Source organism: Streptomyces sp. NPDC030820, assembly GCF_055572075.1.
Genome location: NZ_JBVIEB010000007.1, coordinates 218,140 through 242,677 on the forward strand (window position 1 = coordinate 218,140; position 24,538 = coordinate 242,677).

Below are 24,538 nucleotides of genomic sequence, written 5' to 3' on the forward strand. Positions count from 1 at the left end.
CGGGCGCGAGGCTAGGCGGGCGGACGTTGCAACCACGTTGCGCCACGGGCCCGCCCCCGCGTCCGGCCGACCGAGGCCGCCAGCTCGGCCTCCAGCGCGGCGAGCCGCGACTGAACCGGCGCGGTGGGCCGCACCGCTGCCAGCGCCCGCCACACCTCCAGGTCGTCCTCGCCCCAGGGCGCGTGCGCCCAGTCCGCCAGCAGGTCCGGGTCGCGGTGGGCGACGAGTGCCGTCCGCAGCTCGGCGGCGAGGCGGTTTCGCAGCCGTACGATCGCCGGCGCCTGTGAACCGGGCAGCAGCGGACCGGTGTACGCCTCCGCCGCCGCCGTGACCGCGCCCGCCCTGAGCCGCCGCTCCACCACGGTGACGTCCGACTCGACCGCGGCCGTCAGCCGGTACGGCCGCGAGGCGAGCAGGCCGGGACCCAACAACCTGCGCAGCCGCGCCAGTTCGGCACGCAGGGTCACCGGCGTCACCGACTCGTCCGCGTACAGCGCGCACAGCAGCTCGTCACCGCTCAGCCCCTCGGGATGCCGGGCCAGCAGCACAAGAATCTCGCTGTGCCGGCGGCTGAGCCGGATCCGGTTGCCGTCCAGGACGAACTCGGCCTCGTCCCGGCCCAGCGCGCCGAGCAGCGGCGTGTCCACCGCGCTCCCCGGTGGATCGAGCAGCGCGAGCTGCGCCTCCGCGGCCCGCGCCACCGCCTGCACGAACCCGAGGCTGTGCGGATGCGCCAACCCGTCCCCGCCGGTGATGTCCACCGCGCCCAGGACCCGCCCGGTGCGCGGATCGTGCACCGGTGCCGCCGCGCACGTCCACGGCTGGACCCGCCGTATGAAGTGCTCCGCGGCGAACACCTGCACCGGCCGGTCCACGGCGACCGCGGTCCCCGGCGCGTTGGTCCCGACCGCGCTCTCCGACCAGCGCGCTCCGGGTACGAAGTTCATCCCGTCCGCCCGGCGCCGGGTCGCCCGGTGCCCCTCGACCCACAGCAGCCTGCCGTGCGCGTCGCACACCGCCAGCAGATGCTCGCCGTCGGCGGCGAACGTGCCGAGCAGTTCCCGGAACAGCGGCATCACCCTCGCCAGCGGGTGCTCCGCCCGGTACGCGCCGAGGTCACCGTCGGTCAGCTCCACGCTGGCGGTGCCGTCCGGCCCGACACCGGCCCGCGCGCTGCGCCGCCACGACTCCGCCACCACCGACCGCACCGGACGCGGCACCGTGCCCGCCGTGGTGAACGTCTCGTGCGCCCGGCGCAGCACACGGACCCGCTCGGCGGGGTCGGCCCCCGGCTCCAGGGCCACCCACGGATCGGTCAACTCGGCCTCCCGGACGATGAAACAGTGACATCGGTCCCGCGACCATCGTCTTCCGGCTAGGCGAAGTTGACCAGCCTCAGGTAGCGGACCCAGTCCCAGTACGGACCCGGATCGGTGTGATCGGTGCCGGGCACCTGGTAGTGGCCGATGATGTGCTCCCTGACCTTCGGGATGCCGTACTTGTCGCAGATCGCCGCCGTGAGCTGCGCCGACTGCTCGTAGAGGGCGTAGGTGAAGTAGGCCGGCCGGTCCACCCATCCCTCGTGCTCGATGCCGATGCTGCGGGTGTTGTAGTCCCAGTTGCCCGCGTGCCAGGCGATGTCGGCCTCGTGCACGCACTGGGCGACATGTCCGTCCGCCGAGCGGACCAGATAGTGCGCGGACACGTTCTTCTGCGGGTTGGCGAAGATCGCCACCGTGTTGGCGTAGGTCTCCTGCGTGACGTGGATGATCACACGGTCGATGGCGTAGCTGCCGGGGCGGTCGGACGCGGTGTAGTTGGAGGGGCTCGCCGACTGCCACTCGGCGGGCGGGTAGTCGACGGTCTCGGCCTGTGCACCGGCGCGTGGGTCGGGGAGCAGCGCATAGGGGACGGCGGCGAGCGCCGCACCTTTCAGCAGCCGTCGTCTGCTCAGGCGCGGCTTGCCCTGGCTCACCGGGTGCACCGGTTCTCTTCGCCGTGCAGGTCCGGCCGGGTCCATGTCCATGTCCATCGGCGGGTGCCTTTCGGTGTGGGGGGTTTCAGGAGTTGTTGGGGGAGTGGGGACGCCACAAGTCCGGAGTACGTCTCCGGGGCGTGGTCGCTGTCAGGCCCGCAGGGCCCGCGCGGTTTCCCGCAGCCGCGCGTGTACGCCCCGGTACGTCTCGCGGGCCGGCAGCCACTCCTTGCGGAGCTTGGCCACGCACGTGTAGTTCGTGTCGCACACGTTGGCCAACGGGGATTCCACCGCCTGGGTTGCGAATTGGTACGCGTCCGGCTCACTGAACCCGTAGTCACGCGCCAGCCACCGCACCAGGTCCAGTTGCGATATCCGGAAGGCGTCCTCCAGCGGGCGGGCAGAGCCGGTCGAGATGATGTGGGTGTCCGATTCCAGCCGGGGCCAGGGCGTGGCGAGGTCCTTGAGGAGCTCGACGACCACCACGGTGTTCATCGCGCACTCCACGGCCACGCCGCAGGTCTCGCCCTCGCCCTGCCGGGCATGCCCGTCGCCGAGGCTGAGCAGAGCACCTTCGACGTTGACGCCCAGATAGCAGGTGACGCCGGCACGCATCTCGGGTGTGTCCATGTTCCCGCCGTGCGCGTCCGGCACCAGGGCCGAGCGCACCTCGAGATTGGCGGGGGCCACGCCCACCGTGCCGTGCATGGGGTCCATGGGCAGCTCCACCTCGATGTCGCTGTCCTGCGCCTGGAAGAGGGCGGTGCGCCGCGCGCGGTCCAGCTGCCAGATCCAGACGCGTTCGGGCAGCGGGGGCTGCAGGGTGGCCGTGGTGTGCGTGGAGGTGAGCGCGCCGAAGAGCGGGACCGTCGTCGACGCCGCCCAGTCGCGGGCCGGTTCGATCGACACGAAGTGCACGGCCACCGTGTCGCCGGGCTCGGCGCCCTCGATGTGGAAGGGGCCGGTCTGCGGATTCAGGAAAGGGAACTCGCAGACCTCGGAGACGAGGTCCTTCTCGGAGCGCACCCGGCCGGCGAAGCAGTCCTCCGTGTACAGGTCGAGAACCGTGCCGGGTGCGATCCGCGCCACCGGCGGTGCGCCGCCGAACGTCCAGGCGTAGTCGTCCGGTTCCGGGCGCACGGTGAGGATCCGGGGGTCGGTCATCGTGGAGGTGGTCCCTTCTGACGGGAGCGGTCGTGGGAAGGGGGCTTGCGCAGGCCGGCGGGGTGGCCCTCCGCGCGGCGCGGCGGGTCAGCGGAGTACGGTCCCGTCCTGCCGGGGACCGGCCGGTTCGTGCGTGTCGAGATGCACCCGAGCGGTCTCGGCTATGCGCTCGGGGTGCCGCCGTATCAGCAGGAGCAGCACCACCACCCCGGCCGCCATCCAGACGCCGACGATCGGGCCGGCGTAGGACACCGGGGCCGTCAGTTCGGTGACGAAGTCGAAGACCGGGAGGCCGGCGGCCGTCAGCAGCGCGGGGACGAAGGCCGCGATGCCGAGCACGGGGAACAGCAGATGCCTTACCGGCTTGAGGGCGGCCCGGCCGGCCCGCAGGAAGTAGCCCGCGCAGGAGAGGTTCACGACGATGTAGACACCGACGACGACCGTGACGATCACCGTGGCCAGCAACAGGAACGCGGTCATGGGGTCGTAGCCGAAACCGAGCCCCAGGACCGCCCCCACCGCCACGAGGGTCTGCAGTGCGATACCGGCCACGGGGGAGCGGTGCCGAGGGTGGAGCGTGGCGAGCAGACGGGGCAGGACCCGGATACGGGCCAGGGCGAAGGCCGTACGGGTCGACACGTTGGCGCACGCGTTGGCGTTGGCGATGGTGGAGTTGATCACCGCCAGGAAGACCAGCACCCAGAAGAGGCCGGAGGAGGACCGGGCGACGCCGTCCCAGGAGGCCTCGCCCGAGGCGCCGAATTTCGCGAAGCGGTCCGGGCCGAAGTAGACGGTCATCGCATACGTCGTGATCACATAGAACAGCCCGATGCCCAGGGCCGCGCCGAGGACCGCGCGGTGCATCGTCCGCCGGGGATCGCGTGTCTCCTCGGCGAGCGGCGCCGCGGCCTCGAACCCTGCGAACGCCAGCACCGTGTACACGGACCCGGCGAACACACCACTGATTCCGGCGTAACCGTCGGCGGTGTGCGAAGTGCCGAAGACGGACAGGGTGTTGGCGTCGCCCGCCTTGCCGATGAGCAGGACCGCGAACACCAGGAAGACGAGGATCTCGAAGACGCCGAGGACGGTGCCGAAGCGAGCTGATGCGCGTACCCCCAGGTAACCGGCGACGGCGATGACGCCGGCGCCCGCCAGGGACCACGGCCACCACAGGTCCGCCGGATACGAGGACCACTCCTCGTGCAGTGTGCCCGCCGCCGTGAAGCCCAGTTGCAGGAGCAATAGCGGGGGGACCAGCATCTCCACGAAGACGTAACCCCAGCCGACGAGAAACCCGACGGCGGGGTGCAGCCCCCGCGCCGCATAGGTGGCCACCGAGCCCGCGGCCGGCAGCTCACGGGCCAGCTCGGCCACGCACGACGCCGTGAACAGACAGGCCACCAGGGCGATCAGCACCGCCAGCGGCAGGCTGCCGCCCGCGAAGGCGGCACCGGCCGGGATCGACGCGGCCACGGCGGCCGCCGGCGCCATCGCCGTGACGCTCTGGAACAGCACCTCGCGCAGCCCGACGGCGTCGCGCCGCAGCGCCCCGGTCCTCTCCTCGTGCATGTGTGTCCCCCGATGCCTGTCAGCCCACTGTCACCCGGACGCGTGTGAAATACCGTGAACCGTTCGGCACCCCGACGACCTTGACGCCCCGTCGGCCGTGCCTCGCGTGAATCACGGTACGGCGCGGGTGGGTTGGGCAGAAGAGCGCACACCACATCTGTGGAGAAGCCTCGACTTGTGGAAAACCCGGCCACCCGATCGGGCGAACACCGGCAGCCCCGACGCCCCGATTCCCGGCAGCGGGAGCCCCTGGCGAGTCGCTCCGAGCCGTCAGGAACGTTCCGCCACCACCGCCGGATCGTCCAGCACACCCCGGACGACCGAGTGCGCCGCGCCCAGCAGGGGACCCTCCGGGCCCAGCCGGGAGACCGTCACCGGGCACGGCGGGCCCGCCGTGCGGCTCGTCAGCTCCGTCTCCAGGGACGGCAGCAGCCAGGGGGAGAGGCCCGCCAGGGCACCGCCCAGGACCACCGTCTCGGGGTCGAGGAGGTTCACCGCCCCGGTGAGGGCGATACCGAGCGCCGTACCGGCCTCCCGCAGGGCCGTCCGTACGCTGACGTCGCCCTGCTCGGCGCGCCCCGCGAGCAGGCCCACCAGGTCCTCGCGCGGCTCCAGCCCCGCCGCGCGCAGCACCGCTTCCTCGCCCGCGTACTGCTCCAGGCAGCCCCGGCCACCGCACGGACAGGGCGGCCCGTCCGGCCGCACCGGTACATGACCCAGCTCGCCCGCGAAGCCGCGGGTGCCGCGCAGCAGACCGCCGTCCACGACGACCGCGGCGCCGATGCCGATCTCGGCCGACACGTGCAGGAAGTCGCGCGGAGTGCCCTCGCCGAGCCACAGCTCGGCGAGCGCACCGAAGTTGGCCTCGTTGTCCACGGCCAGCGGCCACACGTCGGGCAGCAGGGTTCCGAGGTCGGTGTCGTGCCAGTCGAGGTTCGGGGCGCGTACGACCGTACGGCCGTCCCGCGCCACGAGTCCGGGCACGGCGACCGCGAGCCCGGCGGGCCAGAGCGCCTCCCGCTCCGCCTGAGCGACGACCCGGTGCACCAGCTCGGTCAGTTCCTCGACCACCGGTGCGGGCGCCCGGCCCCGGTTCACCCCGTGCCGCAGGGCCCGCGCCCGGACCGCCCCGCGCAGATCGACCGCGCACACCGCGAGGTGGTCGACGCCGATCTCGGCGCCGATTCCCGCCGGCCCGCGGCCGCTCACCGCGAGCGCCGACCCCGGCCGGCCCACCCGGCCCGGCCGCTCCGGACCCAGTTCCTCCAGCAGACCCCACCGGATCAGCTCGTCCACCAGCGTCGACACGGCCGCCCGCGTCAGCCCGATGCGTGAGGCGACCGCGGCCCGCGACAGCGAACCCTCCGCGCTGACGGCGTGCATCACACGGGCCAGGTTGCGCCGGCGCATGCCCTGCTGGGTGTCCGGCAGGGCGCGGCCGGCGCCCGGCGGGCGGGCCTCGTGCAGCGGTGCGGTCATGCCTGAAGTCAGTCCTCGGTGTCTGCCGCCCGGCTCATGCGCGCGGGGTGGTCTCGGTCCCCCGCTCCAGCAGCGGGGCCGCGTCGGAGAGTACCCCGGTGATCCGCTCCAGCGTCTCCTGGTCCCGCTCCACGGCGTCCAGCACCGGCCCCGCGGCCGTGTTCCAGCGGCGGGCCACCGCGGCCGGGTCCTCGCCGGTCAGCAGGCCGGCGGCCTGCGCCGCGGCCCCGAGGGCGACCAGTTCCCGGGCCTCGGGGACCTGGACCGGCCGCCCGGACAGCCGCCGTACCGTCTGCTGCCAGGCCGTCCCGCGTGCCCCGCCACCGATCAGCAGCAGCGGGGTGCTGCGGTCCGCGTCCTCGTCCAGTACCAGGTCGAGCGCGCCCAGCAGCGCGTGCACGGCACCGTCGTACGCGGCCTGCAGCAGCTGCCCGGCGGTGGTGTCGTGGCGCAGGCCGTGCAGCAGGCCGGAGGCGTTCGGCAGGTTCGGGGTGCGCTCGCCGTCCAGGTACGGCAGCAGGGTCACGGAGCCGCCGGGCTCCACCGCCTCGCGGTCCAGGCCCAGCAGCGTCGCGACGCGGTCCACGGCGAGCGTGCAGTTCAGGGTGCAGGCCAGCGGCAGCCAGGCCCCGTGCGCGTCGGCGAACCCGGCCACCGTGCCGGTCGGATCGGCCGGGCGGTGCCGGGAGACGGCGTACACCGTGCCGGACGTGCCGAGGCTGAGCACCGGGGTACCGGGCCGCAGGCCGAGACCGAGCGCCGCCGCCGCGTTGTCGCCGGTGCCGGGGGCGACCAGCGTGCCCTTGGAGAACGGCAGGTCATGGCTGTCGCGCACGGTGCCGGCGACCTCGCCCGGCCGCACCACCCGGGGCAGCAGCGCCGGGTCGAGACCGACGTGCGCGAGGGTCTCCGCGTCGTACGTCTCCGTGCCGGACGCCCACCAGCCGGTGCCGGACGCGTCGCCGCGATCGGTCGTGCCCTGCCCGGTCAGGCGCTCGGTGAGGTAGTCGTGGGGGAGCCGTACGGCCTTGGTCGCGCGGACCGACTCCGGCTCGTGCTCGGCCAGCCAGGCCCACTTCGTGACCGTGAAGGACGCCCCGGGCACGCTGCCCGTGCGCTCCGCCCAGGCCTTAGGCCCGCCCAGTTCCTCCACCAGCCTGCGGGCCTGCGGCGCCGAGCGGACGTCGTTCCACAGGAGTGCCGGACGCACCGGCTCGCCTCGCTCGTCCAGGGTGACCAGGCCGTGCTGCTGGCCGCCGATCGACACCGCGGCCGCCTCGTGCGCCGCGTCACCGCACTGGCTGAGTGCCTCGCACAGCGCATCCCACCACTGACGCGGGTCGCTCTCGCGGCCCGCGCCGGCGGACACGGTGTGCGGTGCCTGGCCGCTCGCCACCACCTGGCCGGTGGCCGCGTCGACGACCAGTGCCTTCGTGGACTGGGTGGATGTGTCCACGCCGACGACGAGCGGACCCTCGGCTGCTGACATCGGGCTCTCCCTTTTCCGCGACGTTCCGCGATTTCCGTGACTTTCCGCGACTCTGCGGGACAAAGACATCTTGTCTCTTCCCAGAGGCGCGAGCGCATACTAATTTGTAAACGGCCATGACGAAATAGTCGCAACGCAGCAAGGAGCCGCGGCATGAACTACCAGCCCACCCCCGAGGACAGGTTCACCTTCGGCCTGTGGACCGTCGGCTGGCAGGGAAGGGATCCGTTCGGCGACGCCACCCGCCGCGCCCTGGACCCGGTCGAGACGGTGCAGCGCCTGGCCGGGCTGGGGGCTTACGGGGTGACCTTCCACGACGACGACCTGATCCCGTTCGGGTCGTCGGAGACCGAGCGCGAGTCGCACATCAAGCGGTTCCGCCAGGCCCTGGACGCCACCGGCATGACCGTGCCGATGGCCACCACCAACCTGTTCACGCACCCGGTGTTCAAGGACGGGGCGTTCACCGCCAACGACCGCGACGTGCGCCGCTACGCACTCCGCAAGACCATCCGAAACATCGACCTCGCCGTCGAGCTGGGCGCGAAGACGTACGTCGCCTGGGGCGGCCGCGAGGGAGCCGAGTCGGGCGCCGCCAAGGACGTGCGCGCAGCGCTGGACCGGATGAAGGAGGCCTTCGACCTGCTCGGCGAGTACGTCACCGCGCAGGGTTACGACCTGAAGTTCGCGATCGAGCCGAAGCCGAACGAGCCGCGCGGCGACATCCTGCTGCCCACCGTCGGCCACGCGCTCGCGTTCATCGAGCGCCTGGAGCGCCCCGAGCTGTACGGCGTCAACCCCGAGGTGGGCCACGAGCAGATGGCTGGCCTGAACTTCCCGCACGGCATCGCGCAGGCGTTGTGGGCGGGCAAGCTGTTCCACATCGACCTCAACGGCCAGTCCGGCATCAAGTACGACCAGGACCTGCGGTTCGGCGCCGGCGACCTGCGGGCGGCGTTCTGGCTGGTCGACCTGCTGGAGAGTGCCGGCTACGACGGTCCGCGGCACTTCGACTTCAAGCCGCCGCGGACCGAGGACCTCGACGGGGTCTGGGCCTCGGCGGCCGGCTGCATGCGCAACTACCTCATCCTCAAGGAGCGCGCCGCGGCCTTCCGCGCCGATCCGGAGGTCCAGGAGGCGCTGCGTGCGTCGCGGCTGGACCAGCTGGCCCAGCCGACCGCGGCGGACGGCCTGCAGGCGCTGCTCGCGGACAGTTCGGCCTTCGAGGAGTTCGATGTCGAGGCCGCTGCCGCGCGCGGTATGGCGTTCGAGCGTCTCGACCAGCTCGCGATGGACCACCTGCTGGGCGCGCGGGGCTGAACGCACGGAGGGCCGGGGGGGGGGGGGGGGCTCCCCCCCCCCCCCCCCCGGCCCTCCGTCAGTCCATTTTCCGGACTGTCTGGTCGAGGAACCTCACAGTGCCTCGGGCAGCCGGACGTACACGACGGTCGTCTTGATCCCGCTGTCGACCAGTCGGCCTTGTGCGTCGAAAGCGCCCGGGCCGTCGGTCATCCCGAAGTCGTTGTCGTTGATCAGGGCGAGCGTGTCGTGGTCCACGCGCGCGATTCCCTCGATCTTCTGCTGCACGCCGTCGACCTTGTTCAGGTCGACCACGAGCCGCTTGGCCGGCACCGGCACGCCGGCGGCGACCGGATCGGCCAACTGCTCCAGGGACGGCGAGGTCGTGTCGGCGTCCCAGGGTCCGCCGAGAATGCTCGACTCGCGCCCCAGCCGGACCAGTTGCAGCCGGGCCGCCTTGTCCGTGCGCTCCTCGACGAGCAGCCGGTCACCGCCCACTGCGACGATCGAGGAGATCTTGAGTTCGGCGGTGTCGTCCTCGCTCGGGTCGACCACGTTCACCGGGTCGAACCGGTAGGCGTACTCGGCGGTGACCGCCTGCTCGCGTGGCGAGAAGCGCAGCAGCCGGGTGGTGCGCGAGGCGTTCCCGGCGTCCGCGTCCGGCAGCGACAGCGGGCTCTGCAGGGCCATCACCAGGTCACCGTCGGGAAGCTGCGCCAGCCCCTCGAAACCGCGGTTGACCTTGCGGTGCAGGAAGATCGACGGCAGTGCCTCCACCACCGGGTAGTCGGCACCCGTCAGGCCGAGCCCCTTGGGCACGTACCGGGTGAGCACCTGCCCGCGCGCGGAGACGTGGATCAGCGAGGGGCCGTACTCGTCGACGACCCAGAACGTACCGTCTGCGGCGCGCACGACGCCCTCGGTGTCGAGCCCGTTCGGGTTGTACGAGAGCGGCGTCTTCGCATCGTAGGTGTACGGCGCCTCGTCGCGGCTCTGCTGATCGGGCAGCCCGGTGACGGCCTTCCCGGAGGAGGTGGTCAGCGGGATCGCGTCGATGACCTGGACCGTGTCTCCGCAGACCCGGATCTTCACGATCGCGGGGTCGAATCCCGGCACCGGGAAGGTGCGGCGCTTCTTGCCGTCCACCTTGATCTGCCCGTTGGGGCCGCGGTCGGTCACCGTCCAGTACTCGCCCGTGCGGCCCGCCGGATAGATGTCACTGCCGATGCCGCCGAGCTTCACCCCGTGGTCGTCGTCGACGCTGCCGGGCAGCAGTGCGTTGCTGAACGCGCCGAGCGGGATCTCGCCGAGCGTCGCCGTACGGATGACGCGGGCGTCCCGGGCCGGCGCAGCCGTGGCTGTACCCGCGGCCACGAGAGCGGCCGCCAGGGCCAGCGGCAGGCCCGTCGCGACGGAACGGTGGACGCGGCGCCGGCCGGCATCATGCGGGGACATCTGGCCTCCTGGGAACAACTTCGTTGACAGCGGCCAGAGTTGGGCCCCATGAGGAACGCCGTACGACCCCGGGGTGAACAGCCGGCGTCCGCCGCTCATCGGATCGCGATGGTCTTCGGTGATGACGGGTCGTCAGATGCGATCTGCGACCTCCGATTCGGCGCAGATCCGTGCCGCCGCCAGTGCCGTCGCCGGATCACCGTCCGGCCCGCCCGCAGGAACCCACTGACCGGATTCGTCGCGATACGGCCACCAGCGGCCGTCCCGGCCGAGGCGTAGCTGGACCCCTTCGCCCGGAACCGTCCACCGATTGCCGCGTGTGTCGAACGGCGGCCGCTCGTCCTCCTCCCAGGCAGCTTCGAGCGCCGCACGCGCGCGTGCGAACAACACGCCCTCCACCCGCCACTCCTCGTCGAGCACCGCCAGCGCCGCCACGCCCCCGGCACATCATGCGCGGACAGCCCTCACCAGTCCCTCGCGACCGCGGCCCGACCTCTCCGCGAGCCGCTCGGTCACGGCGCCGGAGGGTGCTTCGCACGCGAGCCGCACGGCGTCCTGGGCGGACGTCAGAGCACTGCCGTCCCCAGGATCCGAGCCGAGGACCTCCGTAAGGAGCCGGTACGCCTCCACCGCGGTGCGGCCCGCAAGGTGCTCCAGCGCCAACGGGTCGATACCGGGCGCCGGTGCCGTCCCTGCGGCGAGGGACGGCGGCGTCCCCGGCGTCCGCGGGAGACCCGGCAGCTCGGGCAGCGGAGGCAGGATGTGCCCGGCCGCCCACGCCTCCGCCGCGTCCACGCCCCCGACGGCGGGCGTGGAGGGCTCCGAGCGGGGCGCCGTACTGCGCACATGCAGCTCCGTCAGGAAGGCGTCCTTCGCGCGCCCGCGCAGCAGCAGAAGCAGAAACGGGTCCGCGTCCAGCAGCCGCGCCACCTGGTGACACAGTGCGGCGGTGTGACCGCAGTGGTCCCACGATCCGCAGTCGCACTCGGGCTCTAGATCACCCAGGCCCGGCAGAAGCTCGACACCGACGACCGCGGCGTCCTCGATCAGATGCGTCGGCAGCTCACCGTCGAGCAGCGCGGCCATGTGCCCGGCCTGCTCCACGGTCACGTCCAGGAACCGTCCCCACTCCTGCTCGGAAAGCGCCGGCACGAGGACGTCGGCCCGGTGGGCCGCGCCGCCGCGGTCACGCACGACGGCGGTGACCCGGCCCGGCCGCACGGTCACCGCGCCCACTCCGCCCGCCCGCGCGAGTCGGCGGCCCGCCTTGACCGCCGCCGCGTCCAGGGCGGCGTCCTCCAGGGCTCGCAGCCAGGCGCGGCCCCACCAGCTCTGGGTGAACGCACGCCCGCGTGCCGGTGGCAGTGCGGCGAATGTGCGCCCCGCCTCACGGCCTTGCCCACGCTCGTCGTCGTAGCGGCTCATCGTGCCTCCCCGTGCAGTTCCACCAGTGCGGCCAGTTCCGCGTCACTCAGTTCCGTCAGTGCCGCCTCGCCGGTGCCGAGCACCGCGTCCGCCAGCTCCCGCTTGCGGCCGAGCAGATGCGCGATGCGGTCCTCCAGGGTTCCCTCGGCGATCAGCCGGTGGACCTGCACCGGGCGGGTCTGCCCGATGCGGTACGCGCGGTCGGTGGCCTGGGCCTCGACCGCCGGATTCCACCAGCGGTCGTAGTGCACGACATGCTCGGCCCGGGTGAGGTTCAGGCCCGTCCCGGCGGCCTTCAGGGACAGCAGGAACACCGGTACCTCGCCGCCTTGGAAACGCCGAACCAGTTCCTCGCGCACGATGACCGGAGTGCCGCCGTGCAGGAGCAGCGACGGCACCCCACGGGCCGTCAGATGTCGTTCGAGCAACCGGGCCATGCGCACGTACTGGGTGAAGACGAGTACACCCGAACCCTCCGCGAGAATGGTGCCGAGAAGTTCGTCGAGCAGCTCCAGCTTCCCCGAGCGCCCCGCGAGCCGGGGTTCGTCCTCCTTGAGGAACTGCGCCGGGTGATTGCAGATCTGCTTCAGGCCGGTCAGCAACTGCACGATCAGGCCGCGGCGGGCCATGGCGTCCGCCGCCGCGATCCGGTCCAGCGTCTGGCGGACCAGCGCCTCGTACAGCCCCGCCTGTTCGGAGGTGAGGGCCACCGGGTGATCGCTCTCGGTCTTGGGTGGCAGCTCGGGGGCGATACCGGGGTCCGACTTGCGCCTCCGCAGCAGGAACGGCCGGACGAGCCTCGCGAGCCGCTGTGCGGCGGCCGGGTCGAGGCCGCCCTCGACCGGCTGCGCATAGCGCGCGCGGAACGTGCCGAGGCCGCCGAGCAGGCCGGGAGTCGTCCAGTCCAGGACGGCCCACAGTTCGGTGAGGTTGTTCTCCACCGGGGTGCCGGTGAGCGCCACACGCGCGCGTGCTCCGATGGAACGCAGGGCCCGCGCGGTCGCCGAGTAGGGGTTCTTCACATGCTGCGCCTCGTCGGCCACCACCATGCCCCAGGACAGTGCGGCGAGCCGCTCGGCGTCCAGGCGCATCGTGCCGTACGTGGTCAGGACGAACTCCCCGTCCGCGACGGCGCCGAGAGCGCGTCCGGGACCGTGGAACCTGCGCACCGGCACACCGGGAGCGAACCGCTCGATCTCGCGCTGCCAGTTCCCGAGCAGCGATGCAGGGCAGACGACGAGCGTGGGACCGGCCGTTGAGGAGTCCGTCTGCCGGTGCAGATGCAGCGCGATCAGCGTGACCGTCTTGCCGAGGCCCATATCGTCGGCCAGACAGCCGCCCAGGCCGAGGGACGTCATGCCGGCCAGCCAGTCGAGACCGCGGCGCTGATAGTCGCGCAGCGTGGCGGCCAGCCCGGGCGGCTGCCCGATGCTGCGTGCCGTACCGGTGTCCGTGAGCCGTTCCCGGAGCGTGTCCAGCCACCCGGAGGAGCGTACGTCCACCTGGTGGCCGTCGACCTCCGCGGAACCCGTCAGAGCGGCGGCCAGCGCCTGGACGGGGGTAAGCGCGCGGTCCTCACGGGTCCGGGCGCGGTGCGCCTGCCGCGGATCGACCAGGACCCACCCGTCGTGCAGCCTGACCAGGGGGCGCTTGGCCTCCGCGAGCCGGTCCAGCTCCGCACGGGACAGCTCCCGCCCGCCCAGTGCGAACCACCAGCTGAAGGAGACCATGGCGTCCGACGAGAGCAGAGACGCGGGTGCCGCCGCGTCCCGCGGGGCGGCCGAACCGCCGTCGGGCGGGCCGACGGTCGCGTGCATCGTGAGGCCGCGCGACAGTTCCTTCGGCCAGTGCACCTCGACTCCCACCGCCGCCAGGGACCGTGCGCCCTCGCCCGACAACTCGGCGATCTCGTCGTCGGCGAGGTCCACGGCGTCGGGTACGGCGGCCGAGAGCAGCGGAGTCAACGGCGGCCAGGCGTGGGCGGCGCGGCGCAGCGCCAGCAACGCGTCGGCACGCGCGCGTGGACCGACCGATGCGTGGACGTCTCCCGGGCTTGTCCACAGGGCGGCGGCATCCACGACGTCCGCCGTTCCGCTCACGCCGTGCACCTGCAGCACCGCACGGAACCGGACGAGCGTGTCGTCCTGCTGGGCTTCGTGGAGCCCGGGGGCCTCCACGCGCAGCGACAGCCGCATGCCCGCGTCGTGGCCGGCGGCGATGTCGTCGGCCCATGCCCGCAGCGCGGGCAACCGCTGCGGCTCGGGCGCCGCGTAAGCGGGGCCACCGGTCACCGCCTCGGCCGCGGGGGAGCGCGGGAGCACGTCGGCGACAGCGTCCAGGAAAGCGCGCAGCAGCCACTCCAGGTCCGGCAGGCGGGGCCGCCCTTGGGCTGCGAGCGGTACCGCATGGGCCTCCGGGGGCATGGCGGCGGCGAGTTCGCGGACCAGCTCCGCGTCCCGCGCGGACAGCGGGCCCACCCGCCAGGCGTCGTGATCGCCGGGGGAGAGTCCCGGCAGCAGCAGACCGCGCGCCAGGAAATGCAGGGCCAGGTGGTGGGCGGCGCCCCAGAAGCCGGTCGAGCGATGCCCTTGGCGCAGTACACGCGCGCGTGTGAGCAACGGCAGGGCGCGATGCACGGGCAGCAGGAGCGCGGGCGTACGGACCGGCTCGACGCCGCCGTCCGTCGTGGGCAGCACTATGTCCAGTTCCACCACCGATGAGCCGTCGGTGCCGCCGGGACCGGCTACGGCGGGAGGGGCCTCGCCGTCCGGTCGCCAGAAGGCGATCCGGCCGGTGCGCGCCGGGTCGGCCGGCAGGAGCACGGCGCAGCAGTGGGCCAGTTCGGAGAGTTGGGAGGGTGGTGCCGTGGGAATGGTCTGCACAGCTCTGCCGCACTCCTCAAATTTGACTACTTGGTCGGAGCCGCCGAGGGTACAGCACGCCGAAGGCCGCCCCGGCACCCTGGCGTCGTGATCGGGGCCACTTCACAATCTGTTCGAGTGGTGGCCAATGATCGTGGCGCTCGTGGGCACTGCACGCCGGGGAACTCTCCCGCCCAGGAGCACGATGGGGCATGGAGTGCTATCACGGTCCTGAACGGCGTCGGTGAGGCCACGGGTCGGTTCACGACGGCAGTGAACCTCATCCACTAGGGGTGGGGCTCAGGGATGTCTCAGGGTCCGGCTCTGGAACTGCGGCGAGCGGGGGGCCGTTTTCAGAGCAGAGAGCGGCAGTGGCCGCGAAGGAGGCGACGCTCATGTCGAACAACGCGAAGATCGCTGTCGGGGGTGTGGCGGTCGGGCTGATCCTGCTGATCTGGTTGCCCTGGTGGGTGGCGTTCCTGATCGTGGTCGGGGTTCCGGTGGCCGCGTATCTGGCGCTGGACCCCTCACAGCGGCGCAGGCTCCGCAGGGTCACGCGCAAGGAACTCGGCCGCTGACGGGACCGCGCGCGCCGCGGACGGATCCGGCCGCTGAGATGCCAGAGCCGCCGGCTTCCCGCCCGCGGACGCCGTCAGGAGGCGCGCGGAGCTGACCGCGGAGGCCGGACGGGCCTCGGGGCGCACCCGGCCCCCGAGGCGGCGTTGCGTACGTGCCGGGGGCCTCGCACCGCGCGCGGCCACCCAGGGCTCAGCACCGGCCATACGGCCGTCGCGGAACGGCGGAGGCTGGGCGGCGGTCCGGGCCGCCCCGAGTCCTCGCGTGGGCGGTGCGGTGGTCGTCCGACTCTGGACACCGCTTGCGCGGTGCAGGCATCGAGACTCGGGTGGTGGCGGGCCTGCGGTCGTCCGGGCCTGGATGGCGCGCTTGCCGCCGCTTGTTGCCCCCCCAAGCGGCGACGGTATGCGCGACAGGCGACAGGCGACAGGCGGCAGGCCGTGGGAAGGCACGGCATCAGGTGGTGGGTCGTAGGGGCGTGCCCCGCCTCGTCGTGCCGGTCCCGCCGCCGTCCGGCCTCAGATGGGCCGTACGGCCATCTTGTCGAGTGCCTCCAGCAGGCCCGGCAGCTCGGGGCCCCGGCCCACCGGAAGGACCTCGCCGGGCTCGTCGTCGAGCAGGACGAAGGCGATGTCGTCGGTGCGTGCCACGATCGACCAGCCCGGGCCGTCGGCGCGCAGCGTACGGGCGTCACCGGGGGCGAACGACGAGCGCACCCGGCCGAGTGGCGGCGGCGACTCGACGTAGGCACGAGCCTCCGCGAGCACGCGCCTGATTCCCCGGTGGCCGCCCTGCGGCACGCCCTGCCCGCCCTGCGGCGACGGCTCCTCGGCCTTCTCCGGCTCGGCAGGCTTCTCAGGCCCGTCCGGTTTCGCCTGCCCGTCGGGCATGGAGAATTCCTCGTCGTTGATCTGCGCCCGCCACGTCGCCCACTGCAGGGCTATCTCGTCGGCGCCCAGGCGGCGCTGGGCCGGTCCCCAGGAGCTGGTGTCCGGCGGGCTCAGCGCGGGCCGGTTCGCCACCTCGGGATCGGGGTCGTGCGGGGCGGGCACACCGGGAGCCGCGACGGCGACCGCCAGCGGCCAGCCCGGCAGAGCGGCCACGACGGCGCGCTCGTCCGGGGACAGCTCGTACTCCATGCCGCAGTCCCAGGACGCGATCGCCACGGCGACCAGCGAGACGTCGTCGATCACGACCGTCCAGCGCGCACCGCCGCCGTCCTGGCCCAGCACCAGGCCGTACCCGTCGGCGAGGGGGGCGAGTCCCAGCGCCGCACACGCCTCCGGATAGTCGTCGCCCAGCACGCTCGGAAACTGCGCCGGCGTCAGCAGCACCGCCGTCAGCACGTACAGCGCATCGTCTGCGGCGGCGACGGCCTCGTCGTCGGTTCCGGCCATCCCAGCCTCCCAGTGGTTCGTCCAACGGCGCGCACCCTAGTGCGAGCGGAAGCCGCTTGTCACGACTGCTCACACCACGCGGACCTGCAGGTTTCCGCCTGGACGGGGGCGAAACGACCACGGCGCACGGGGAGCGTCCGCTCAGCCCGTGCGCAGCCCGAGGAGATCACGGGCCACCGCCGCGGGCGACTCGTCGCGCTCGCGGGCCAACGCGAGGACGGCCCGGCAGGCGAGTTCGCTCACCCCGAACGACAGCGCCTCCGGCGACACCCAGGCCGCCGCCTCCTCCATGCGGTCCTGATCGTCCTCCGCACGCGCCGCGACATAAGTGGCCGCCGCTTCGAACAAGTTGTGCGCACGTCTCTCCGGAGCGCCTGTCGGCTGCGGGTGCGTGGAGGTGCGGAGTCTGGCGGCGTACTTGCGTATCTGACCGAACATGCGGACTACCCTTCCCCCGAACGGGGTCATCATCGATCGTTCATCTGCTCTATTTCAACGTAGAGTTGGACTTTCTGCGGCAGAAGGGGGACGACGCGGTGAAGCGTTTCGAGCGGCTCGGCCAGATCCGCCGGCTGGACCCGGTGGCGGACGCCCTGGAGATCTACCGGCTCAGTGTGGCGTTCGAGTTCCCCTGGGACTACACCCGCGCCCTGGAGCTGGCCCTGTACCGCACGTACGCCGTGCCGAGCATCGGGCGGCTGCTCGCGCGGACGGCGGAGCTGACCGAGCGCCCGCAGAAGCGGTACGACGACACCGTGCTACTCCTCGACACCGTCGTCGAGCACGGTTTCGCCACTGAGGAAGGCCGTACCGCGATCCGCCGCATCAACCAGATGCACCGCAGCTACGACATCAGCGACGACGACATGCGGTACGTACTGAGCACCTTCGTCGTGATGCCGAGGCGCTGGATCGACGCCTACGGCTGGCGGCGGCTGTCGCGTCACGAGATCGTCGCCGCCACCGAGTACTACCGCACCCTCGGCCGGCACATGGGGATTCCCGGCATTCCCGAGACGTACGAGCAGTTCGAGGCGCTCCTCGACGCGTACGAGGAGGAACACTTCGGCTGGGACGAGCAGTTCCGGCGGGTCTCCGACGCCACACTCGACCTGATGGCGTCCTGGTATCCGCGGCCTCTGGCGCCATTGCTGCGCACCGCGACGCTCGCTCTGCTCGACGAGCCGCTGTTGCGCGCCTTCGATTACTCCCCGCCCGGCGCGGCCACCTCGGCGTTCGTGCGTCGGGCCGTACGCGCGCGTGGCCGGCTCGTCCGGCTGCTGCCGCCGCGCCGTGCCCCGCACTTCGCCCGCCAGAACCGGGAGATCAAGGGCTACCCGGACGGCTACCGGGTGGCGGACCTGGGCACCCGCCCGGTGCCCGGGCTGCGCGGCTGCCCCGTGCGGCGCCGGGACACCTCAGCGGCTGACGTCGTCGAGTGAGGCGAGGGTCCCCGGCAGCCACGCCGGTTCGGCCCGGCTCGTGACACACGCGATGGTGAGGCCACCACGCCGGAACGGGTCGTCCAGTTCCTCGGCGCGCAGCGGCCGGTCGCCGGCGTAGGAGAAACTCGCTGGCTTGAATACGACGTTCAGTTCTCGCGCTCGTGCTCGCGCACCGCGAGCGCGAGGAAACGGGCGTCCTCGTCGACGTACGACGTCATGTTCCACCCCGACCGGGCCAGCAGCGGACCGAGGTTGGCCTCGGCGCGCAGGTCGTCGGCTGTGATCCGCCGGCCCTGACGTGCCGCCAGGGCCGCGCGACCGATGGGGTGGAACAGCGCGAGCATGCCGCCGGGCCGCACCACCCGGACCAGCTCCCGCAGGTTCTCCTCCGGGCGTGGCAGATGGGCGATCAGGCCGGCCGCGAACACGGCGTCCAGCGCCCCGGACCGCAGCGGCAGCGCGGCGACGTCCGCGAGCAGCAGGTGCCCGTTCCGGTCGCGCCCCGCCCGCACCGCGGCCTCGAGCATCGCCGGCGTCAGATCGGCGCCCAGCACCACACCGGAGGGTCCCACGGCGGCCCGCAGCGGCGGCAGGGCGCGCCCCGTGCCGCAGCCCGCGTCCAACACCCGGTCGCCCGGCCGCAGTCCGAGACCGGACACAGCGGCCGCGTAGGCGGGACCGTCGTCGGGGAACCTGCTGTCCCAGTCGGCCGCGCGGGCGGTGAAGAAATCCTGAACGTGTGTGTGGTCGTCGCTCATGTTCCGCATGATTCCTCACCGTCGTGGGGGATACCTAGGCGCACATGTTCGAGCCGGACGCGATCGTTCCGTCGCATCTGTGTGTCATATTCCATCACCTTTCGAAATGCGCCCCCTTTGTGCGACCGTGCCCCCTAGCGTCCCTTGGCCATGGGACACCTGGACCACGCCGCCTTCGGCTGGCTGACCCCCGTGCTGTCGTACGTGATGGCCTGCGTGGGCGCCGCGCTCGGACTGCGCTGTACCGTCCGCGCGCTCGCCACCACCGGCCGTTCGCGCCGCAACTGGCTCGTCACCGCGGCCTCCGCCATCGGGACGGGCATCTGGACCATGCACTTCGTGGCCATGCTCGGCTTCCGCGTCAGCGGCACCGACATCCGCTACAACGTGCCGCTGACCATCCTCAGCCTCCTCGTCGCCATGGTCGTCGTCTGCGCCGGCGTCTTCGCCGTCGGTTACAGCCGCGACCGCAACCGGGCGCTCCTGCTCGGCGGCCTCACCACCGGGGTGGGCGTCGCCAGCATGCACTACCTGGGCATGGTGGCGGTCCGGCTGCACGGAGACATCAGGTACGACCCCGTCCTCGTCGGAGTGTCGGTGCTGATCGCCGTCGTGGCGGCGACCGCTGCCCTGTGGGCCGGGCTCAACATCAAGTCGCCCCTCGCGGTCACCGTCGCCTCGCTCGTCATGGGAGCGGCCGTCAGCAGCATGCACTACACCGGGATGTTCGCGGTGAGCGTGCATGTGAACCCCTCCGGCGAGACCCTGCCCGGGGCCACGGCGATGCAGTTCATCTTCCCCCTCGCCGTCGGCCTCGGGTCCTACCTGTTCATCACCTCGGCCTTCGTCGCCCTCTCGCCCACGGCCGACGAGCGAGAGGCATCCGCCTTCGCCCAGCGGCCCGTCGAGAGCATCGCCCGCTAGCGGGAGCCCGGCCCGAGCGCCCCGACCCACATTCCGAGCGAGGAGGCCATGCGCCCACCCCGTACCACCCCGAAAGCCGGCACTCCCGCGCATCCGCGGCGCGGCCGCCGCGCACACGCCGGACCGCCCGCCGCCGAGGAGGCCGACCGCCCCCTCGGCACCCCACCGGTCAAGGCACGCGCGCGTGGCAAACGCCGGCACCTGCGCCCCCGTACCGTGCGCGCCAAGGTGGTCAGCCTGCTGATGGTGCCGGTCGTCTCCTTGCTCGCCCTGTGGGCGTACGCCACCGTCACCACCGCCCAGGACGTGGCCCGGCTACGGCAGTCCCAGCGGGTCGACGCCGAAATACGCACCCCGTTGGCCGCGGCCGTCACCGCCCTTCAGGCCGAGCGCACCGCAGCCGTGCGCTACGCCACCACGCCGGGTGCGGGCGACGGCACCGACCTGCGAAGCCTGGCCGCCCGCACCGACCGCGCGGTGGCCGAACTGCGGCTCGGCGACAGGAACACCGTCGCCGACAGCGAGGAACTGCCGACCGGTGTCTCCGGGCGCCTCGACACCTTCGTCACCGGTGCCGAGCACCTGAGCGCCCTGCGCACGGCCGTACTCGACCGCAAGACCGGCTGGGACACGGTGTACGCGCAGTACACCAAGACCATCGGCGCGGCCTTCGCCGTGGACGGCGCCCTCACCGGCATCCAGCGGGACGACGTCGGCTCGGACGCGCGCGTGCTGCTCGAATTCAGCCGGGCCGCCGAGGCACTGGCCCAGGAGGACACCCTGCTCGGCAGCACACGCACCGCCGGGCAACTGCAGGGCGAGCGCCTGCGGTTGTTCGGCGCCGCGGTCGCCGCGCGCCGTACCCTCACCGAGGCCGCGGTCGCCGATCTGCCCGCCGCCCAGCGCACCGCCTGGCAGGATCTGGCCCACAGCGACAGCTACACCGCCCTCGGTGCCACCGAGGACAAGATCATCGCGGTCGGGCCCGGCGGCAAGCCGGCTGACGCGGCACCGCAGGCCGCCTGGAACGCCGCCCACGCGCGTGTGCAGGACGGCATGCAGGGCATCGCGGCGGACACGGGCCGGGCCGTCGCGGGCCGGGCCGACCCGTTCACCCGCGGCCTGCTCAGCCCGGCGGGCGCGGCCGTGCTGCTCGGCCTGGCCGCAGTCGCCGCCTCACTCGTCATCTCCGTCCGCATCGGACGCGGTCTCGTGGTCGAACTCGTGAGCCTGCGCAACGACGCCCTGGAGATCGCCCGCCGCAAACTCCCGGAAGCGATGCGCAGACTGCGCGCGGGCGAGGAGATCGACATCCAGGCGGAGGCGCCCGCTGGACCACCCGCCGAGGACGAGACGGGGCAGGTCTCGGAAGCGCTGACCACCGTCCACCGCGCCGCCCTGCGCGCCGCCGTGGAACGGGCCGAACTCGCCAGCGGAATCTCCGGCGTCTTCGTCAACCTGGCCCGCCGCAGCCAGGTACTGGTCCACCGCCAGCTCAGCCTCCTGGACAGCATGGAGCGCCGCTCGGACGACCCCAACGAACTGAGCGACCTCTTCCGCCTGGATCACCTCACCACGCGCATGCGGCGGCACGCCGAGAGCCTGATCATCCTCTCCGGCGCCGCCCCCGGCCGGGCCTGGCGCATGCCGGTGTCCCTGACCAACGTCGTACGGGCCGCCGTGTCGGAAGTCGAGGACTACGCGCGCGTGGAGGTGCGTCAGCTCCCCGAGGCCCGTGTCATCGGCGCCGCCGTCGCCGACCTCACCCACCTGCTTGCCGAACTCGTCGAGAACGCCGCCCAGTTCTCGCCGCCCCACACGCGGGTGCGCGTCACCGGCGAACCCGTCGGCAACGGCTACGCCTTGGAGATCGAGGACCGGGGACTCGGCATGGGCACCGAGACCCTCGCAAAGGCCAACCGCCGCATCGAACAGTCCGAGGCCCTCGACCTGTTCGACAGCGACCGGCTCGGACTGTTCGTGGTCAGCCGGCTCGCCTCCCGGCATGACGTGAAGGTGCATCTGCGGACCTCCCCCTACGGAGGCACCACCGCAGTCGTCCTGCTGCCCACCGCCCTGCTGCACGGTGGCGCGGCGGAACGTCCATCCCAGCAAGGCGAGCAGTCCCGTCAGGAGCCGGAACGCGAGTACGCGCGCGTGCCCGGGACAAGTCCACATCAAGAGGCCGTCGCCCCGCGGTCGGACCGGCCGGCCCTCGCGGCCACCGGACCCGGCCCGCACGGCGCCGTCGACGAGCCGGCCTCCCATGGAACCGGAGACGAAACCCCACCCCCCGGAGTCACCGCCTTGAGGCTGCACCGACCGCCGAACGACTCCGAGAGATCCGACAACCTCCCACGCCGTGTGCGCCAGGCGAGCCTCGCGCCCCAGCTCCGGCAGCAGCGTCCCGAAGCGCCTACGGGGGACACCGCACGGCACGACGACGAACGGCGCACCCCCGAACTGGTGCGGGACCGCATGGCCGCCTACCGCGACGGCTGGACGCGCGGCGGCGGCAGACAGCCCGGGCGCGGCGCCGCCCCGGAACCCGAAACGGGCAGTGACAGCAGCGAAGGAGACCCGGCATGATCCAGGACCCGAACACGAGTGCCGGTCAGCGCTCCGGCGAACTGGACTGGTTGCTCGACGACCTGGTGATGCGCGTGAGCGAGGTACGGCACGCCGTCGTGCTCTCCAACGACGGCCTGGCCGTCGGCGCCTCCACCGGCCTCGCGCGGGAGGACGCCGAGCACCTCGCCGCCGTGGCCTCCGGGTTCAACAGCCTCGCCAAGGGCGCGGGACGGCACTTCGGAGCGGGCGGCGTGCGGCAGACCATGGTCGAGATGGACGACGCGTTCCTCTTCGTGGCCGCAGCCGGTGACGGTTCCTGCCTCGCGGTGCTCACCGCCGTCACCGCCGACATCGGGTTGGTCGCCTACGAGATGGCGCGCCTGGTCAAACGGGTCGGCGAGCACCTGTACACGCCCCCGCGGGTCGCCGCACAGCCGCCCGCAGCCGGATGACCCGGAACAGGCGGCGCAGATGACCGAGAACCAGAGCGCCGGTCCGTGGGAGCCGGGCAGCCAGTGGTACGACGGCGAGGCCGGACCACTCGTGCGCCCGTACGCGATGACGGGCGGGCGCACCCAGCCGGGTCCCACCGGGGTGCGCTTCGACCTGATCGCCCTCGTCACCCTCGACCCCGCGGCACCGGCGCTCGAGGACGCCGCGCTCGGCCCCGAGCACCGGACCCTGATCGAGCTGTGCCGCACGGAGACACAGTCCGTCGCCGAACTCGCGGCGGACGCCGACCTTCCCGTCGGCGTCATCAGGGTGCTCCTCGGCGACCTCCTGGAACTCGGCTGCGTGGTCATCAGCCGTCCCGTGCCGCCGGCCCACCTGCCCGACGAGCGGATTCTGCGCGAGGTCATCGAGGGACTGCGAGCGCTGTAGATGAACGTTCCCAAGCCGCCGTACGCCGCGCAGCGTCCCGATCCGTACGGGTTCCGCCTCCGACCGGACGCAAGTCAGTCACATCAGGTGCATTCCGGTCCAACAGCCCGGAGGTGCCACTCCGTTGTCATCATGCTGCCTTCGCGCCCGCAGACGGACGCCGACCGCAGCCGGCCCTCCCGAGAGAAGTGATCATGGCCACCGAGCACTCCGAAGCCGTCGACGACACCGCCGCCCTGGCGCTGAAGATACTGGTCGCCGGTGGGTTCGGCGTCGGCAAGACGACCCTGGTCGGGGCCGTCAGCGAGATCCGGCCGCTGCGCACCGAGGAACTCCTCAGCGAGGCAGGGCAGCTGGTGGACGACACCGACGGCGTGGACCAGAAGGTCACCACCACCGTCGCCATGGACTTCGGCCGCATCACCATCCGCTCCGGCCTGTCTCTCTACCTCTTCGGCACACCGGGACAGGACCGCTTCTGGTTTCTCTGGGACGAGTTGTCCCAGGGCGCCCTCGGCGCCGTCGTCCTCGCCGACACCCGGCGTCTGGAGGACTGCTTCCCCGCGGTCGACTACTTCGAGCACCGGCGCATCCCGTTCGTGGTGGCCGTCAACTGTTTCGCGGGCGCCCGCACCTACGGCGCCCACGACGTCTCACGTGCCCTCGACCTCGACCGCGGCACCCCCGTGGTGCTGTGCGACGCCCGTGACCGGGACTCCGGCAAGGAAGTCCTGATCCGGCTCGTCGAGTACGCCGGGCGGATGCACACCGCCCGGCTCCTGGACTCGGTCGGCTGACCCCGCCGCTCAGGCCGCCAGATCCTTCACGGCCACCACCTGGTCGACCGGGACCCGGACCAGCAGCTCGCCCGGAACGCCGTTGCGGGCGCCGTACTCCTCGGCGCGGTCCTCCCCCATGTACCGGGCGGCGATCCGGGTGGCCCAGTGACGCACCTCGTCCAGGTCCTCAGACAGCCGTGCCCGGCCGTTCAGCACCACGAAGTGGAACGGCGGCCGATCGTCGTCCACACACAGGGCGACCCGCCCGTCCCGGGCGAGATTGCGCCCCTTCACCGTGTCCTTGCCCGTGTTGAAGACCAGGTCGTCCCCGTCCAGCAGAAACCAGATGGGGGCCACATGAGGGCTCCCATCGGCGCGAACGGTGGACAGCTTGCCGGTCCGGGTGCCGTGCGAGACGAACACCCGCCATTCCTCGTCGGTCATCTTCTGTGCCATGCGCCCATCCTCCTTGCCCGTACGCCGGACG

The 24,538-nt window shown here is 72.4% G+C and carries 20 protein-coding genes and 2 pseudogenes; 8 read left to right on the plus strand and 14 right to left on the minus strand.

The genetic code is table 11. The features are described from left to right. Window positions 1–11 precede the first annotated feature (11 nt). From ACZ418_RS21065 to xylB, 6 genes are all read right to left on the minus strand, one after another. On the minus strand, window positions 12–1,319 hold the full coding sequence (locus tag ACZ418_RS21065; protein WP_468364916.1) for a GAF domain-containing protein: 1,308 nt from the start codon (window positions 1,317–1,319) through the stop codon (window positions 12–14). A 56-nt stretch (window positions 1,320–1,375) separates the two neighbouring features. Beyond that, entirely contained in the window at window positions 1,376–2,020 is a 645-nt protein-coding gene (locus ACZ418_RS21070) for an N-acetylmuramoyl-L-alanine amidase (RefSeq protein ID WP_468365483.1), read from the minus strand. A 105-nt stretch (window positions 2,021–2,125) separates the two neighbouring features. Continuing rightward, window positions 2,126–3,139 carry an acetamidase/formamidase family protein gene (locus ACZ418_RS21075; protein ID WP_468364919.1) on the minus strand — a complete coding sequence of 338 codons (1,014 nt, stop codon included), beginning with the start codon at window positions 3,137–3,139 and terminating at the stop codon, window positions 2,126–2,128. Window positions 3,140–3,226: 87 nt separating this feature from the next. Beyond that, the gene (locus tag ACZ418_RS21080) at window positions 3,227–4,711 is read right to left on the minus strand and encodes an APC family permease (protein ID WP_468364922.1); all 1,485 of its coding nucleotides are present in this window, start codon (window positions 4,709–4,711) and stop codon (window positions 3,227–3,229) included. 270 nt (window positions 4,712–4,981) lie between these two features. After that, entirely contained in the window at window positions 4,982–6,190 is a 1,209-nt protein-coding gene (locus ACZ418_RS21085) for an ROK family protein (RefSeq protein ID WP_468364925.1), read from the minus strand. A 34-nt stretch (window positions 6,191–6,224) separates the two neighbouring features. Continuing rightward, window positions 6,225–7,679, minus strand: a complete 1,455-nt coding sequence (xylB, locus tag ACZ418_RS21090) for a xylulokinase (protein ID WP_468364927.1) — start codon at window positions 7,677–7,679, stop codon at window positions 6,225–6,227. A gap of 153 nt (window positions 7,680–7,832) precedes the next feature. Between xylB and xylA the strand changes: the two genes are divergently transcribed. Beyond that, on the plus strand, window positions 7,833–8,999 hold the full coding sequence (gene xylA, locus ACZ418_RS21095) for a xylose isomerase (RefSeq protein ID WP_468364930.1): 1,167 nt from the start codon (window positions 7,833–7,835) through the stop codon (window positions 8,997–8,999). Between the two features lie 93 nt (window positions 9,000–9,092). On the opposite strand, the gene ACZ418_RS21100 is transcribed toward xylA, so the two are convergent. The 3 genes and pseudogenes from ACZ418_RS21100 to ACZ418_RS21110 all read right to left on the minus strand — a co-directional run bounded on the left by ACZ418_RS21100 (window position 9,093) and on the right by ACZ418_RS21110 (window position 14,740). Then, a complete protein-coding gene (locus tag ACZ418_RS21100) occupies window positions 9,093–10,433 on the minus strand; it encodes an esterase-like activity of phytase family protein (protein ID WP_468364932.1) in 1,341 nt (446 codons plus the stop codon). Between the two features lie 132 nt (window positions 10,434–10,565). Next, window positions 10,566–11,858: pseudogene (locus tag ACZ418_RS21105) on the minus strand (SWIM zinc finger family protein). Then, window positions 11,855–14,740 (minus strand): DEAD/DEAH box helicase, encoded by a 2,886-nt coding sequence (locus tag ACZ418_RS21110; protein WP_468364935.1) that lies wholly within the window; start codon window positions 14,738–14,740, stop codon window positions 11,855–11,857. The pseudogene ACZ418_RS21105 and the gene ACZ418_RS21110 overlap by 4 nt, the downstream one beginning before the upstream one ends. Before the next feature lie 374 nt (window positions 14,741–15,114). On the opposite strand from ACZ418_RS21110, the gene ACZ418_RS21115 reads away from it, so the two are divergent. Then, on the plus strand, window positions 15,115–15,297 hold the full coding sequence (locus ACZ418_RS21115) for a hypothetical protein (RefSeq protein WP_031226809.1): 183 nt from the start codon (window positions 15,115–15,117) through the stop codon (window positions 15,295–15,297). A 516-nt stretch (window positions 15,298–15,813) separates the two neighbouring features. On the opposite strand, the gene ACZ418_RS21120 is transcribed toward ACZ418_RS21115, so the two are convergent. Both ACZ418_RS21120 and ACZ418_RS21125 read right to left on the minus strand, forming a co-directional pair. Continuing rightward, a complete protein-coding gene (locus ACZ418_RS21120) occupies window positions 15,814–16,692 on the minus strand; it encodes a hypothetical protein (protein WP_468364937.1) in 879 nt (292 codons plus the stop codon). Window positions 16,693–16,833: 141 nt separating this feature from the next. Then, entirely contained in the window at window positions 16,834–17,130 is a 297-nt protein-coding gene (locus ACZ418_RS21125) for a hypothetical protein (protein WP_468364939.1), read from the minus strand. A gap of 98 nt (window positions 17,131–17,228) precedes the next feature. Between ACZ418_RS21125 and ACZ418_RS21130 the strand changes: the two genes are divergently transcribed. Beyond that, on the plus strand, window positions 17,229–18,134 hold the full coding sequence (locus ACZ418_RS21130) for an oxygenase MpaB family protein (RefSeq protein WP_468364942.1): 906 nt from the start codon (window positions 17,229–17,231) through the stop codon (window positions 18,132–18,134). Here the strand turns inward: ACZ418_RS21130 and ACZ418_RS21135 are convergent. Both ACZ418_RS21135 and ACZ418_RS21140 read right to left on the minus strand, forming a co-directional pair. After that, window positions 18,111–18,272 (minus strand): annotated as a pseudogene (locus ACZ418_RS21135) (PadR family transcriptional regulator); the annotation flags it as partial. The gene ACZ418_RS21130 and the pseudogene ACZ418_RS21135 sit on opposite strands and share 24 nt — an antisense overlap. An 11-nt stretch (window positions 18,273–18,283) precedes the next feature. Further along, window positions 18,284–18,895, minus strand: a complete 612-nt coding sequence (locus ACZ418_RS21140) for a class I SAM-dependent methyltransferase (RefSeq protein WP_468364944.1) — start codon at window positions 18,893–18,895, stop codon at window positions 18,284–18,286. A gap of 150 nt (window positions 18,896–19,045) precedes the next feature. Between ACZ418_RS21140 and ACZ418_RS21145 the strand changes: the two genes are divergently transcribed. The 5 genes from ACZ418_RS21145 to ACZ418_RS21165 all read left to right on the plus strand — a co-directional run bounded on the left by ACZ418_RS21145 (window position 19,046) and on the right by ACZ418_RS21165 (window position 24,069). Further along, the gene (locus tag ACZ418_RS21145) at window positions 19,046–19,819 is read left to right on the plus strand and encodes an MHYT domain-containing protein (protein WP_468364946.1); all 774 of its coding nucleotides are present in this window, start codon (window positions 19,046–19,048) and stop codon (window positions 19,817–19,819) included. Between the two features lie 48 nt (window positions 19,820–19,867). Then, window positions 19,868–22,408: a sensor histidine kinase gene (locus tag ACZ418_RS21150; RefSeq protein ID WP_468364949.1), complete on the plus strand. Its 2,541-nt coding sequence runs from the start codon at window positions 19,868–19,870 to the stop codon at window positions 22,406–22,408. Then, the gene (locus ACZ418_RS21155) at window positions 22,405–22,842 is read left to right on the plus strand and encodes a roadblock/LC7 domain-containing protein (RefSeq protein ID WP_451006295.1); all 438 of its coding nucleotides are present in this window, start codon (window positions 22,405–22,407) and stop codon (window positions 22,840–22,842) included. The genes ACZ418_RS21150 and ACZ418_RS21155 overlap by 4 nt, the downstream gene beginning before the upstream one ends. A gap of 19 nt (window positions 22,843–22,861) precedes the next feature. Next, window positions 22,862–23,272, plus strand: a complete 411-nt coding sequence (locus ACZ418_RS21160; RefSeq protein ID WP_468364951.1) for a DUF742 domain-containing protein — start codon at window positions 22,862–22,864, stop codon at window positions 23,270–23,272. Between the two features lie 194 nt (window positions 23,273–23,466). Beyond that, the gene (locus tag ACZ418_RS21165; RefSeq protein ID WP_468364954.1) at window positions 23,467–24,069 is read left to right on the plus strand and encodes a GTP-binding protein; all 603 of its coding nucleotides are present in this window, start codon (window positions 23,467–23,469) and stop codon (window positions 24,067–24,069) included. Between the two features lie 9 nt (window positions 24,070–24,078). On the opposite strand, the gene ACZ418_RS21170 is transcribed toward ACZ418_RS21165, so the two are convergent. After that, a complete protein-coding gene (locus ACZ418_RS21170) occupies window positions 24,079–24,507 on the minus strand; it encodes a PPOX class F420-dependent oxidoreductase (protein ID WP_468364957.1) in 429 nt (142 codons plus the stop codon). Window positions 24,508–24,538: the final 31 nt, after the last annotated feature.